Here is a 12,483-nt window from a genome sequence, read left to right on the forward strand (position 1 = left end):
CCGCCCCCGTCGCGGCCGGTCTCAGCGGTACAGGGCCTCGCCCCGGGCCGTTCTGGCGTAGAGGACGACGCGTCCGATCCGGTGGGGTGCGACGAGGCCGGCCCGGGTGAGCTTGTGCAGGTGTGCGGACACCCCGCCCGGGGCCAGGCCGGTCCGGCCGGCGAGTTCCAGGGTGCCGGCGGGGGTTTCCAGGAGGCCGAGGAGCGTGGCGCGGGTGGCGCCGAGCGCCGCCGCCAGGTCCGCGGTGCCGGCGGCGCTGCTGGGGGACTCCCAGAGGGTTCCGATGCCTCGGACGGGATACCGGATCACCGGGACCCACGGCTGCGACGTCTTGGAGTAGAGCCGGGGCCAGGCGAAGGCCGACGGTACGAGGACCAGGCCGCGTCCCTCCAGCGAGCGGTGCGGATCGGGCGGTACCGACCGCAGGCCGGCGATCCGCAGGGTCGCGGTGGCCTCGTCGAAGGCCAGGTCGGGGTGGATGCCGGCGAACATCGCCGCGGGGCCGCGCTCGGTCAGCGCGCGCGCCCGGTAGTGGATGTCGGACTCGAGCAGGGCCCGGATCCTCGGCCAGGCCGGGGCCAGCGCGCGCTGCCAGTAGTGACGCAGGTCGGTGACGACCGCTTCCAGTCCGCGCCGGGGGGTGCGGAGCAGCGCTGCCAGCCCGGAGGGCGGGTCTTCGCCGAACACGGCGGCCACGTCACGGCGCACGACGTCCGGGGGCGTCCGGAGCACCTCGTCGAGTTCGTCGTCGAGCGCGGTGAGGGGCGACAGCGGCGTGGGGGCGAGGAACCCGGGCAGGTGGCTCGCGGGGCCGGCGGTGAGGTCGCGTGCCGCGGACGGCCCGGGCCCGGTGAGCAGCGGGTCGTGACGGTGGGCGGACAGCCAGGGCATGTGGATCGCATGGCCGGCCGGCCGGGCCAGTGTTCTGACGGACGCCAGCAACTCCCAGGCCGGCGAGACCGCCCAGCGCAGTCGGCCCAGGTCGGCCGTACTCAAGGACAGGGTCAGTGCGGGCACGAGGATTCACCCTAGCGTGAATCCATGGGGCCGGGCCGTGCGTTCCCGGAGGCTGCCCGGCATGACAGAGACGGCACAGACGGCACAGACGGCACAGACAGCTCGGACAGCTCAGGAAGCAGCCACGGCGGGACCCGCGGTCCTGCCACGGGACCGCGGCCGGTATCTCACCGCGTCGGCGGTCGCGTTGTGGGGCGCACAGATCGGCCAGGTGGCCGTTCCGCTGACGGCGGTCACCGTTCTGCACGCGGGAGCGGAGGGGACGTCCTTGTTGCGGACCGCGCTGACGCTGCCCTTCGTCGTCCTGGGACTGCCGGTCGGCGCCTGGCTGGACCGGGTACGGCGCCGGCCGGTCATGATCGGCGCGGACCTGGTGCGGGCCGGCGCGCTGATCACGGTGCCCGTCGCCGCCTGGCTCGGGTGCCTGACGATGGGCCACCTGCTGGTGGCCGTGCTGGTCCAGGGCGTGGCGACGGTCTTCTTCGACCTGGGCGCCCAGAGCCTCGTCAAGGACCTGGCCCCCGGAACCCTGCTGGCCCGAACCAACGCCCGCCTGGCCACGATCACCCAGGCGGCGGTCATCGCGGGGCCGCCCCTGGCGGGCTGGGCGGCCGGACTGCTGAGCGCGCCCGTGGTGCTGCTGGTGATGGCCGGCGGATACCTGTGGTCCGCGGCATGGCTCTGCACGCTCACGGCGCACGAGCGCCCGGCCGGTGACGCCCCGCGGCGGCGCCTCGTGCGGGAGATCGGCGAGGGCGTCTCGTTCGTCGTGCGGCAGCCCGTCCTGCGTACCGTGGTCCTCGCCGGTTCCATGGTCAACATCGGCGTCGCGGGCGTGATGACCCTGCTCCCCGTCCTGGTGCTGTCCGAGCTCGGATGGAGCGGGGGGACGCTCGGGATGTTCCTCGGCGCGGGAGGAGTCGGCGGCCTGATCGGCGCCCTGAGCGCCGTCCGGCTGGCCGGCGGGCTCGGTGCGGGCCGGGCCGTCCTCCTCGTCGGGGTCGCCGCCGCTCCCCTGGCCGCCGCGATCCCCCTGCTCGGCCGGCCCGTCCCCGCCCCTCTCGCGGCTGCGGGGTGGGCGCTGGTCCTGCTCAAGGTCGGCTTCGACTCCGTCCTGATGATGACGTTCCGACAGCAGGTCACCCCCGCCGCCCTCATGGCCCGGGTCAACGGCACCATGCGGGTCCTGTTCACCGGCGCCGTGGCGCTCGGCTCCGCGTCCGCCGGCGCGCTGGCCGCGACCGTCGGCGTACGGTGGGCCCTGGGCGTGTCCGCCGCCTGCCTGGCCTGCGTGTGGATCCCGATCGCGCTGTCGCCGGTCCGGCGGATGACCACCCTCGACGCCGGTGCGTGACGGCGTGCACCGCCCGCACCGTGTCCGGGCCCGCCCGTACGCCGCCGCGGCGGGGTTGCGAGGATGCGCGGATGGATCTCGACACGTTCCGGGCCCTGCTGACCGACGAGGGCCAGGCGGTGCTGGCCGCCGTACGCGACCCCGACCCGGCCACCTGGCCCGCCACGCTCACCGCGCTGCGCCGGGACCACCCCGCGGAGCTGGTGGCGGCGGCGGTCGAGCAGGTCCGGCTGCGGCGGGACGCGGAGGCCAAGTTCGGGGCGGACGCGCAGCGGATGTACTTCACCCGGGACGGCCTGGACCACGCCTCCCACCGGGAGGTGGCGGAGTACAAGCTGGGCCGGGTGCTGGACGAGATGGGCGTGGTGTTCCTGGACGTGTTCCCCCTGGGCGTGGGGGCCGACGCCCTCGTGCTGGGGTGGTCGCACGCCGTCACGGCCGTCGACGGCGATCCGTTGAACGTCGCCGTCACGGCGGCCAACGCCGCGGCCCTGGACGCGCAGGCCACGATCTGGATCGAGCAGAAGGACCTCACGGTCCACGAGCCGTGGGGCGAGGCCGTCTTCGTCGACCTCGCGGGGCCGGGCCCGCAGGACCCGGTGCCGTCGCTGACGTGGGCGCTGGAGACCGTCCGCGGGGTCGGGGCGGGGGCGGTCCGGCTGGGTCCGGACGTCCCGTACGGGAGCGTGCCGGAGGGCTGCGGGGCCGACGAGGCCGAGTGGATCTCCTGGGAGGGGGAGGTGCAGGAAGCCGTCCTGTGGTGGTACGGGGAGCCCGGCACGGCCGCACGCGTCCCGCGCCGCGCCACATTGCTGCCCGGCGGGGCCACGCTGACCGGACGCGGGCTGCCGGCCCCGGCCGTGCGGCCGCCCGGCCGCTACCTGTACGAGGCGGACGCGGCCGTCGTCGGGGCCGGCCTGGTCGCCGAGCTGGCCGAGGAGGTCGGCGGAGGCCTGCTGGACGCGGCCGTCCCCGCCTGCGTCACCTCGGACGAGGCGCACGCCACCCCGTTCGCGACGGCCTACGAGATCACCGGGGTCCTGCCGTACGACCCCGCCGCCCCCGGCGCGGGCGGGCTGACCGTACGCCAGTACGGCTGCGCCGCCGAGGCCGCGGAGCTCGGGCGGGACGCCACCCCCCGCGGAGACGGCGCGGTGACGGTGTTCCTGACCCGGGTGGCGGGGGAGCCGGCCCTGCTGCTCGTCCGCCCCGCGGGCTGACCGCGGGACCCGTCGGGGCGTCAGCGGGGCCGTCCGGACCCGGCGTCCATCAGGAGGGAGCGGCGCTCATCCGGCGTGAGACCGCCCCGGACACCGTGCGGGACCCGTCCGGCCAGGGCGTGCCGGCGGCAGGGGACGCGGACCGGGCAGCCCCGGCAGACCGCCTTGGCCGCCTCCTCGCGCTCCCGGGCGGCTGCGGCGTGCTCGTGGGCACGCCGGGTGAAGACGTCCCGCGCGGCCGTGCGGCACGGCCCGTCGAGCGGCCCGGGGTGTCGCGGCGGCAAGGGTTCGTCCGTTCGGGAGATGTCGCTCACGGGCTGGGCGTCCTTCCGGCAGGGGCGGCCGGTCGTGGCCGCGCTGTGCCACGCGTATGACCGGCATACGCGCTTTCATGCACCCGTGCGGCGCCGAGGCCGGGGGACGAGGCGGGCCATCAGGTGTGGAGACGGCCGTTGGTGCCGTCGTGGCCGTCGGCGGCCTCGTCGTCGAACCAGTAGTCGCCGGCCGCGAGGTAGCGGAAGGAGTGCGCGCTGTGGGCGGGGAGGGCCACGGTGGCGGCGCGGGTGCCGTCGCCCCGTGTGGTGAGGGGGTGGGCGGCGGGGTTCCAGTGGTTGAAGTCGCCCACGACGCTGACCGGCCCGTCCGGGACGTCGTCCGGCAGGATGAAGGTGATCTTGGTGCGGCCCTTGAGCTGCTTGCGTTCGAGCATCGAGACCTCCGGGGGAGAAGACGGGGACGCCGCATCCTCGTCCCCCGGCGGCCCTCCGGCCCGCAGGCGCCTTGGGAGCCCGCGGAGGTCACCCGCCCGGGGACGGGCCGGAGGGCCAAGTGGAGGCCCAAAGGCCGCGGGCCCCTCCATGACGGACATCCTCGCAGCACCCGGTGCCGCCCGGGAGGCCGTCGGCGGGTGTGGACCGTCCGGTGGTCAGCGACGTCCGCGGCACAGGGCCGCGTCCACCGCGCCCTGGAGGTGGCGCAGGCTCTCGCCCTCGCCCGCCCAGGTCGTGGTGTACACGGTCACGGTCCCGCGGCCCGCCGTGGCGCGGCCCCCGCCCACCGAGTTGCCGGGCAGGTCCCCGCCGTGGCCCCAGTAGACGCCGCCGCAGCTGAGCGGGATCGAAGCGATGCCGTAGCCGTACCGGCTGCCCGCCGGGTAGACGTCGCGGCCGCCGATGTCGGTGGTGTCCTGCGTCATCTGGCGCAGCGCCCAGGCGGGCAGGAGGCGGCCGCCGAACAGCCCGTCCCAGAAGGCGTTGAGGTCCTTGGGCGTGGAGACGAGCCCGCCCGATGCGCCGAACTCGTAACCGGGCAGCTCGGTCACGTCCACCCGGCCGGCCTGCGGGGCGGCGGGGTGGACGCCGTAGTTGCGGGCGTGCGGTCCGCGCAGCGCCAGCTCGCCGGGCGCGGGCCAGTAGGTGTCGTCCAGGTGGAGCGGGCGCAGGATCGTGCGTTCGACGTACGTCCGGAAGCCGACCCCCGACGCCTTGTCGATCACCATGCCGAGTGCCAGGTAGTTGGTGTTGGAGTACCCCCAGTCGGTGCCGGGCTCGAAGACCGGCTTCTCCTTGAGCGCGAGGGCCAGGTACTCCTCGGGCGTGGCGGGCCGGGTCCAGTCGGCCAGCACGGCGTACTCCGGCAGTCCGCTGGTCTGCTTGAGCAACTGCCGGATCGTGATGGGGCGTTCGGCGAGCTGCGGCACCCAGCGGCCGGCACGGTCGTCGAGTCCGACGCGCCCGTCCGCCACCAGGCGCATCACCGCTGCCGCGGTGAACGCCTTGGTGTTGCTGGCCAGCCGGATCCGCCCCCGCTCGTCGGCCATGGGCCGGCCCGACTCCGTGTCCGCGACGCCGGCGGTACGCGTCGTCCTGCCGTCGTACGCCAGCGCGCCCGGGACCCCGTCGCTGTTGACGAGCAGGTCCAGCTGTCCCTGCACCGGGTCGGCCGGCCGGGCCGCCGCCTCGGGGACGGTCGCCCCGATGACCGCTGCGGCGAGCAGGACTGCGGTGGCGATCGGCTTGCGGTACATCGGCCTGCGGTACATGAGCTTCCCCCGGGTCGTGGGCCCTTGCGGGCGTGTCAGTCGCTTGACGACGACTCTGCCAGCGCGCCGACGCAAGATCATTGAGCTTGCCCCCCGAACAGCAGGGCAGCCACCCCCCTTGACACATGGCGGATCGTCAGGTTGCGCCCCGCCCCGGATTCCCCGGACCCCCCGGACCCTGGGCGCGGTGGGCGCCGACGGCTGCGGCGGGGCCGGCGGGCAGGGTTCGTTAGGCTCACCGGAATGGAAGCCCGCACCCCGCCCGTCCTCCTCCTGTCCGCACCCCGCACCTCGACCGCCGAACTCATCGCGAGGGCGGCGGCGTGGCGCGGCTACGACGTGGCCGACCGGGCGGCGCTCGCCGCGGGGCGCCGGGCGTACTGGTACGGCGGCCCGCTCGCGGCAGCGCGCCTCGCGGGCCCCCTGGGCCTCGGGCTGCTCGAACCGGCCGACGACTGGCTCACGCACCTCCCGCACACCCTCCTGCGGCGCCCCGTACGGCTCACCACCCTCGCCGAGGCCCGGACGCTGCGGGAGCGGGTTTTCGTCAAGCCGCCCTCGGCCAAGATCGACCTGCTGCCCGCAGCCGTGCACGCGGACGGGACGACCCTGCCGGGCGGGCTCGACGGCTCCACGCCGGTCCTGGTGAGCGGGGTGGTGGAGTTCACCGCCGAGTACCGGTTGTTCGTCCTCGACGGGGAAGCCGTCACCGGAAGCCGCTACGCCGTCCACGGACGGCTCGACCCGGCGCCGCTGGACGCCGGCAGCCGCGCCTTCGCCCGCACCGTCCTCGATGCCACGGCCGCCGGTCTGCCCAGCGCGGTGTGCCTGGACATCGGCCGGCTCGCCGACGGGGGCTGGGCGGTCGTCGAGGCCAACATGGCCTGGTTCGCTCACTGCTACGCCGCCGAACCGGACCGCGTCCTCGACGTGGTGCTCCGTGCCGCCGGCCCGGTCGGCGCGGTCTCCGCGCGGGACCGGCCGCACCTGAGCGGATCGTCCGTCGCGGATCGGGCGGTCCCGTAGCGGAAGGACGGCGCGCCCGACGCGGCGCGGACGGGCCCCCGATGGTGATCGGGGGCCCGTCCGGTCCCTACTCCTGCCGGCCGGTCACGCCCGGCGCAGTGCGGAGCGGCCCGCGTACCGCGCCGCGTCGCCCAGCTCCTCCTCGATGCGGATCAGCTGGTTGTACTTCGCGGTGCGGTCGGAGCGCGAGAGCGAACCGGTCTTGATCTGGCCGCATCCGGTCGCCACCGCCAGATCCGCGATCGTGGTGTCCTCCGTCTCGCCCGAGCGGTGCGACATGACGGCCGTCCACCCCGCCGCGTGGGCCGTGGCCACCGTGGCCAGCGCCTCGGTCAGGGTGCCGATCTGGTTGACCTTGATGAGGACCGAGTTGCCGGCCCCGGTGCGGATGCCCTCGCGCAGCAGCGTCTCATTGGTGCAGAACAGGTCGTCGCCGGTGAGCTGGCAACGGTCGCCGACACGGGCGGTCAGCTCGCGCCAGCCGTCCCAGTCGTTCTCCGCCATCGGGTCCTCGATGGAGACGACCGGGTAGGCGTCGATCAGCTTGGCCAGGTAGTCGGCGTTCTCGGAGGGGGTACGGCGCACCCCTTCGCCCTGGTAGTCGTACACCCCGTCACGGAAGAACTCCGACGACGCCGGGTCCATGATCAGGGCGATGTCCGTGCCGGGGCGGTAGCCGGTGCGCTCGATGGCGTTCACCACGAAGTCGAGCGCCTCCTCCGCGGTGCGCAGCGCGGGCGCGAAACCGCCCTCGTCGCCGACGCCCGTGGAGTGCCCGGCGGCCAGCAGGTCGCGGCGCAGGGTGTGGAAGACCTCGCTGCCCATGCGGACGGCTTCGGCGAAGCTCTCCGCACCCACGGGCGCGATCATGAACTCCTGGAAGTCCAGCGGGTTGTCGGCGTGCGCACCGCCGTTGACGATGTTCATCATCGGCAGCGGCAGCAGGCTGGCGTCGGCGCCGCCGAGGAAGCGGTAGAGGGGCTGGCGGTGGGCGGCCGCGGCCGCCTTGGCGGCGGCGAGGGAGACGCCGAGGACCGCGTTGGCACCGAGCCGGGACTTGGTGGGCGTGCCGTCGAGTTCGACCAGTACGGCGTCGAGGCCGGCCTGGTCGGCGGCGTCCCGGCCGCGCACGGAGGCTGCGATCTCCCCGTTGACGTGTGCCACCGCGCGGTCGACGCCCTTGCCGTGCCAGCGTGCGGAGTCCCCGTCCCGCAGTTCCACGGCCTCACGGGCGCCGGTGGAGGCGCCGGAGGGGACGGCGGCGCGGCCGAGGGAGCCGTCCGTCAGGACGACGTCGACCTCGACGGTGGGGTTGCCGCGGCTGTCGATGATGCGGCGGGCTGTGACGGTCTCGACGGTGGCGTCGACGGTCCCGGCTGCCTTCGCGGACATGGTGTTTCCTCCCCGTGGTCAGGTGTCCGGCCCCGGCTGCGACAGCGCTGGCGCTGGGCCCGACAGGAGGAGACTCTACAGCAAAGCTGTTTAGTTCTGCTGTTCAGTTTGGCTGTACAGCATCGCTGTACAGGTCGGGTGCACAGTTCGTCGGCCACCGGGGTAAAGTGCCGTATGCACACCTCGGAAGCCGCCGCCATCGCCGCCGAACTGCGTACCGCGATGGGCAAACTCACGCGGCGCGTCAAGCACGAGGACCGCATCCCGCTGGGCCAGGCCGCCGTACTGGGTGCCCTCGACCGCAACGGCCCCATGACCACCAGCGACCTCGCCGCCGATCAGCGCGTACGCCCGCAGTCGATGGCGCGGGCGGTCGGGCTGCTCATGGAACAGGACCTGATCACGCGCCGGCCGCACCCCACGGACGGCCGCAAGTCCCTGGTCGAGCTGTCCGACACCGGCCGGACCGCACTCGAAGCCGAGCGCGGCCGCAGGGCCGGCTGGCTCGCGCAGGCCATCGAGGCCGAACTCACGGACGAGGAACGCACACTGCTCGCGCGCAGCGCCGCCCTGCTGGAACGGCTCGCCGGCCGCTAGGCCCGTCCCCCGACCGCCCGGCGTGCCTGCCGGGCCGGCACCACCAGCCATCCGGCACCGGCGCGCGTCGGAACTCTGATCACGCGGAAGGGGAGAGCTGCTCGCGCACCCATGCCGGATCGGGGTTGGTGTGGGGCCGGCCGGCCACCACGACGGTCGGCACGGTCTCGTTGCCGTCGTTGGCCGCCCTCACCGCCTCCGCTCCTGCCGGGTCGCGCCAGATGTCGACCCAGTGCAACTCGCGGGCGCTGCGGCCCAGCCGTATGCGCAGTCGTATGCAGTACTTGCAGCCCGGCCGCCAGTACACGACCGGCCGGCCGTCGGCCGCGCTGCCGCGCTGCGCCTCCCGCGCACCGGTCGACCTCGGGAAGATCAGGGGCGAGTTGACGCCGGCGAGCGCCAGGAACGCCGCCAGGAACACCGCGGCCGTACCGGGGTTCCCTGCGAGGACCTGACCGGTCGCCACGGCCGAGCCGCCGAGCACGAGCAGCAGCGGCAGGATCCACACACGCATCATGGAGAGGCATGCTATCGACGCGGCGGACGGGAAAACACCTTGGTGGCCCGCCGCGCAGCTGCGACGATGCCCCCTTGTTTCCTTTCGCGGAGGGCATTTGTTCGTTTTCGTTTGTGCCGGCTGCGGCGCCGGCCTGACCGTCCCGTTGTCCCAGGTCGAGTTGCCGGCCCACGCCCATCAGAAGTACGGGAACGGGATCCAGCTGCCGGTGCTCATGGAGCCGGGCACGTTCGCCGTGGAGCCCGAGCCCTGGGGGCCGCCTTGGCGGCGGTGGGAGGAGGTCGACGCGGACGAGGCGGCGGCCCGCGGGATCCACGCTCCCGTGCACGCCGTGTCCGACGGGGCACCCGGCGCCGTCGTCATCGCTCCCGGTGACGCCCGCGGCACGGTGCTAATCCCCGAGGCGGGTGGCGGCTACTGCTGCGGACTCGACTGGGGCGACGGCCCCAACATGGCCTGCGAGGCGTGCGGCCTGCCCGTGGCGAGCCGGATCGACGACTGCTCGCTCTGGCAGGCGGTCTGGCTCGCGCCGGACGCCGTGCACCGCCTCCCCGTCGCCACCGGGGACGACGCCGGGACGGCGGTGTCCTCATGGGCGGAGCTGCTGGAGGAGGGGAGGGCCACGCCCCCGGTCGAGCCGATCAGCAGGTGGGGCGCGGTGTCCGGGCTGGACCACTGGTGGTCATGGAGCCCGCGGTGGGAGGCGGCGGCCGGCCGGGCCCTGGCCCACCTGCTGGCGGCGGCGGACGGCCGGCCGGTGACCGTCCCCGACGGCCTGCCCGCGGAGGTGTTCCAACGTGCCCTCGACGCCCTGCTGCCCGCGGACCGGCCCGCGCGGCACGCCGTCCTGGCCGGACCGGGTCTGCCCGCCCCCGACGGGGACGCCGACATGCTGCTCGTACCGACCCACCCGCAGACGGGGGAGCCCTGGAGCCCGGCCGGCCCGGCCGCATCGGCACACCCGGTACCGCTGCCGTTCGGGATCTGGAAGTCGATGGCCTTCCCCGAACCGCACCTCCGGCTCCCCGCGTCGGGAACCATGCCCCACGGCGTCCTCCGCGACGACCCGCCCGCACCGCGCCCCACGCGCCTGTTCCGGGCCGACGCGGGAACCTTCCGCCACACGCTGGTCCGCCTGCCGGCCGCCCGCAGCCCCCGGCTGCGCGAGGTCCTCGAAAACCTGGTGCACCACATGCGCGCAGGCCTCTTCTAGCCGGCGGACCAGGGTGCCGGGGCAGCCGCCCCGCCCGCCCTCAGAGGCGTTGCCAGAGCGCGGGGACGTTCGGCGGCTCCCATCCGGCGACCGCGGTGTGCGCCTGCAGGCAGCGGTACGCGAGGCCCGCGTACGTGGCCCCGTCGCCGGCCCGGTACGCCCGGCCCGGCGTCCAGGTGCCCGTGGGCGGCGGTGTCGTCGGTGGCGGAGTGGTGGGCGGGGTGGTCGGGTCCTGGGGCACGTCCAGGACGAAGTCGAAGGTGCCCTCCTGACCGGGTCCGGCCTGGCGCAGGTTCATCAGCAGGCGGCTGTCGAAGAGGGTGTCCGTGCTGTTGCGGGGCTCGCCGGGGAAGTACAGCTGGGTGGTGACCACCCGGTGCCCGGGCGCCTGGAGTTTGACGTGGAGGTGGCGGGTGCGCCCGGGGTAGAGCCCGGGAACGATGGTGGTCAGGCTGAACGAGCCCTGGGCCGTGCTGAACTGGTGCCCGCGGAACCGGTAGCCGCTGTTGTCGTACGCCCCGTTGTGGTCCGCCTGCCAGAAGTCGAGCAGCACTCCGGGGACCGGGCGGCAGGCCCGGCCGAAGACGTACCCGGTGACGGTGAGCCGGGTGCCGGGCGTGCCGCTCGTGATCAGGGAGTTGCGCAGCGGGGAGTTGGGCTTGAAGTACGGCCCTTCCATCTGTTCCACCGTCGGCTCGTCGCCGTCGTGGCAGTCCGGGGTCGGGGCGAGGGCTGCGCCGCCCGATGCGGGCTGGTCGCGGGCGAGTGCGACCCGCCCCCCGATCAGCAGCGGGGCGGTGCCGAGCGCGGCGGCGGCGCGCAGGACGGTCTTGCGGCTGACCCGGCGTCCGCTTCCGCTTCCTGCGGGTCCGGGTGTTGCGGTGGGCTCCTCCGGTACGGGCATCGAGGTCTCCTCGCCTGGACGGGGTGGGGGGTGTGGGCGCGCGAAGGGGGAGGGACGCACCCTGGCGGGGGTCCGTCCGTCCCGGGCGGGTCTCGGGGCCCGCTCGCGGCCGACAGCCAACCTACGGGCCGTCAGGGTGCGCGGCGATGGACTCGATCCGGGGATCGTGGTGATTTCGACCGGCCCAGTTCCGGAACTCGCCCGGCGACATCCCCGTCTCCCTCCGGAAGAACCGGCAGAAGTACGCCGGATCCGAGAAGCCGGCCAGGTTCGATATCTGGCGTACCGCCATGTTCGTGCCGGACAGGAGCCGCTTCGCCTCCAGCGTCTGCTGCTGCCGGATCAGGCTGCCGGGGGAGCGTCCGGTGGCCCGCCGCACGAGCGTCTGGAAGTGCCCTGCGGACACGCCGAGTTCCCGTGCGTACCAGCTGACCGACCGCCCCGCCCCGCCGGCTTCGCAGAGCAGCCGGCTGAAGGCCGAGGCCAGTTCCGCGGCCCGGTCCCGCGCCGGAGCCGGTGCGTCCGGCGGGGCGGCGGTACCGGTCCGTGAGGCCCGGGCGATCAGGATGTGCAGGCAGGCGCGCAGCACGTTCCGGTACCCGGGCCGCAGGTCCCGGTACTCGCCGCCCATGTCGGCCAGGAGCGCGGCGATCGGCTCGGCCTGGTCGCCGGCCGGGTGCCCGGGCCGGCCGGCCAGCGCCCGCAGGGTGGCCGCGTCGTCCGTGTGGGGCAGGAGGAAGTCCTCGTTGAAGAGCACCACGTGCCCGGTGAGCCCGTCCGCCCCGTCCCAGTGGTGGACCTGGCCGGGGGTGATCACGCACAGCTGCGGGGGCTCCACCGGCCGGCGTACCAGGTCCAGCACGTGCGCGCCGCTCCCGCCGGTCACGTGGACGATCTCGTAGAAGGTGTGCCGGTGGGGGAAGGCGGCGCGCGACAGCGGGCCGATGGTGTCGAAGGTCCCGATCGCGAAGGGCATCAGGTGGGGGAGGGGGACATCGAGGCGGTGCAGCGGGAGATCGGCCGGGCGGGTGTTCCGAGGCAGGTCCATCCCCGCAGTCTCCGGCCCGCCCTTCGACAGGTACAGACCATTCACGGACGTGCGGCGGCGGGCGGACCGGGGGTGGGGGGGGGGGGGGGGGGGGGGGGAGGGGGGGGGGGGGGGGGGTGGGGGGGGGGGGGGGGGGGGGGGGGGGGGGGGGGAG

General features: G+C 74.8%; 13 protein-coding genes. 5 read left to right on the forward strand and 8 right to left on the reverse strand.

Annotation, left to right across the window (positions count from 1 at the left end; all coding sequences use genetic code 11):
• Positions 1 to 21: 21 nt before the first annotated feature.
• Positions 22 to 1,017: an ArsR/SmtB family transcription factor gene (locus AC07A6_RS23070; RefSeq protein WP_478778331.1), complete on the reverse strand. Its 996-nt coding sequence runs from the start codon at positions 1,015 to 1,017 to the stop codon at positions 22 to 24.
• Positions 1,018 to 1,078: 61 nt separating this feature from the next.
• Between AC07A6_RS23070 and AC07A6_RS23075 the strand changes: the two genes are divergently transcribed.
• Positions 1,079 to 2,371, forward strand: a complete 1,293-nt coding sequence (locus AC07A6_RS23075; RefSeq protein ID WP_478778332.1) for an MFS transporter — start codon at positions 1,079 to 1,081, stop codon at positions 2,369 to 2,371.
• A 71-nt stretch (positions 2,372 to 2,442) separates the two neighbouring features.
• A complete protein-coding gene (locus tag AC07A6_RS23080) occupies positions 2,443 to 3,591 on the forward strand; it encodes an SAM-dependent methyltransferase (RefSeq protein WP_478778333.1) in 1,149 nt (382 codons plus the stop codon).
• A gap of 20 nt (positions 3,592 to 3,611) precedes the next feature.
• On the opposite strand, the gene AC07A6_RS23085 is transcribed toward AC07A6_RS23080, so the two are convergent.
• The 3 genes from AC07A6_RS23085 to AC07A6_RS23095 all read right to left on the reverse strand — a co-directional run bounded on the left by AC07A6_RS23085 (position 3,612) and on the right by AC07A6_RS23095 (position 5,617).
• Positions 3,612 to 3,905 (reverse strand): WhiB family transcriptional regulator, encoded by a 294-nt coding sequence (locus AC07A6_RS23085; RefSeq protein WP_362460207.1) that lies wholly within the window; start codon positions 3,903 to 3,905, stop codon positions 3,612 to 3,614.
• Positions 3,906 to 4,024: 119 nt separating this feature from the next.
• On the reverse strand, positions 4,025 to 4,300 hold the full coding sequence (locus AC07A6_RS23090; protein ID WP_362460210.1) for an isoamylase early set domain-containing protein: 276 nt from the start codon (positions 4,298 to 4,300) through the stop codon (positions 4,025 to 4,027).
• Between the two features lie 216 nt (positions 4,301 to 4,516).
• Positions 4,517 to 5,617, reverse strand: coding sequence for a serine hydrolase domain-containing protein (locus tag AC07A6_RS23095; RefSeq protein ID WP_478778334.1), 1,101 nt, complete (start codon positions 5,615 to 5,617; stop codon positions 4,517 to 4,519).
• Positions 5,618 to 5,875: 258 nt separating this feature from the next.
• Between AC07A6_RS23095 and AC07A6_RS23100 the strand changes: the two genes are divergently transcribed.
• On the forward strand, positions 5,876 to 6,658 hold the full coding sequence (locus AC07A6_RS23100; RefSeq protein WP_478778335.1) for an ATP-grasp domain-containing protein: 783 nt from the start codon (positions 5,876 to 5,878) through the stop codon (positions 6,656 to 6,658).
• An 84-nt stretch (positions 6,659 to 6,742) separates the two neighbouring features.
• Here the strand turns inward: AC07A6_RS23100 and eno are convergent, their stop codons facing one another.
• Positions 6,743 to 8,050, reverse strand: a complete 1,308-nt coding sequence (gene eno, locus AC07A6_RS23105) for a phosphopyruvate hydratase (RefSeq protein ID WP_478778336.1) — start codon at positions 8,048 to 8,050, stop codon at positions 6,743 to 6,745.
• 174 nt (positions 8,051 to 8,224) lie between these two features.
• Here eno and AC07A6_RS23110 point away from each other — a divergent pair, with 174 nt between their 5' ends.
• A complete protein-coding gene (locus AC07A6_RS23110; RefSeq protein ID WP_362460227.1) occupies positions 8,225 to 8,647 on the forward strand; it encodes a MarR family winged helix-turn-helix transcriptional regulator in 423 nt (140 codons plus the stop codon).
• Between the two features lie 79 nt (positions 8,648 to 8,726).
• Here the strand turns inward: AC07A6_RS23110 and AC07A6_RS23115 are convergent, their stop codons facing one another.
• Positions 8,727 to 9,164: a glutaredoxin domain-containing protein gene (locus AC07A6_RS23115; RefSeq protein WP_386275735.1), complete on the reverse strand. Its 438-nt coding sequence runs from the start codon at positions 9,162 to 9,164 to the stop codon at positions 8,727 to 8,729.
• Between the two features lie 97 nt (positions 9,165 to 9,261).
• On the opposite strand from AC07A6_RS23115, the gene AC07A6_RS23120 reads away from it, so the two are divergent.
• Complete coding sequence (locus tag AC07A6_RS23120) at positions 9,262 to 10,377, forward strand: hypothetical protein (protein WP_478778337.1); 1,116 nt, start codon at positions 9,262 to 9,264, stop codon at positions 10,375 to 10,377.
• Positions 10,378 to 10,417: 40 nt separating this feature from the next.
• Here the strand turns inward: AC07A6_RS23120 and AC07A6_RS23125 are convergent, their stop codons facing one another.
• Both AC07A6_RS23125 and AC07A6_RS23130 read right to left on the reverse strand, forming a co-directional pair.
• Positions 10,418 to 11,281, reverse strand: a complete 864-nt coding sequence (locus tag AC07A6_RS23125) for a dioxygenase family protein (RefSeq protein ID WP_478778338.1) — start codon at positions 11,279 to 11,281, stop codon at positions 10,418 to 10,420.
• A gap of 121 nt (positions 11,282 to 11,402) precedes the next feature.
• Positions 11,403 to 12,329 (reverse strand): helix-turn-helix transcriptional regulator, encoded by a 927-nt coding sequence (locus AC07A6_RS23130; protein ID WP_478778339.1) that lies wholly within the window; start codon positions 12,327 to 12,329, stop codon positions 11,403 to 11,405.
• Between the last annotated feature and the right edge of the window lie 154 nt (positions 12,330 to 12,483).

This window comes from Streptomyces sp. NPDC044002, assembly GCF_056434525.1.

Bases quoted from the DNA above. Each gene is read 5' to 3' on its own strand.
- AC07A6_RS23075 (WP_478778332.1), top strand. From the start codon at position 1,079: ATGACAGAGACGGCACAGACGGCACAGACGGCACAGACAGCTCGGACA.
- AC07A6_RS23080 (WP_478778333.1), top strand. From the start codon at position 2,443: ATGGATCTCGACACGTTCCGGGCCCTGCTGACCGACGAGGGCCAGGCG.
- AC07A6_RS23090 (WP_362460210.1), bottom strand. From the start codon at position 4,300: ATGCTCGAACGCAAGCAGCTCAAGGGCCGCACCAAGATCACCTTCATC.
- AC07A6_RS23095 (WP_478778334.1), bottom strand. From the start codon at position 5,617: ATGTACCGCAAGCCGATCGCCACCGCAGTCCTGCTCGCCGCAGCGGTC.
- AC07A6_RS23100 (WP_478778335.1), top strand. From the start codon at position 5,876: ATGGAAGCCCGCACCCCGCCCGTCCTCCTCCTGTCCGCACCCCGCACC.
- eno (WP_478778336.1), bottom strand. From the start codon at position 8,050: ATGTCCGCGAAGGCAGCCGGGACCGTCGACGCCACCGTCGAGACCGTC.
- AC07A6_RS23110 (WP_362460227.1), top strand. From the start codon at position 8,225: ATGCACACCTCGGAAGCCGCCGCCATCGCCGCCGAACTGCGTACCGCG.
- AC07A6_RS23115 (WP_386275735.1), bottom strand. From the start codon at position 9,164: ATGATGCGTGTGTGGATCCTGCCGCTGCTGCTCGTGCTCGGCGGCTCG.
- AC07A6_RS23125 (WP_478778338.1), bottom strand. From the start codon at position 11,281: ATGCCCGTACCGGAGGAGCCCACCGCAACACCCGGACCCGCAGGAAGC.
- AC07A6_RS23130 (WP_478778339.1), bottom strand. From the start codon at position 12,329: ATGGACCTGCCTCGGAACACCCGCCCGGCCGATCTCCCGCTGCACCGC.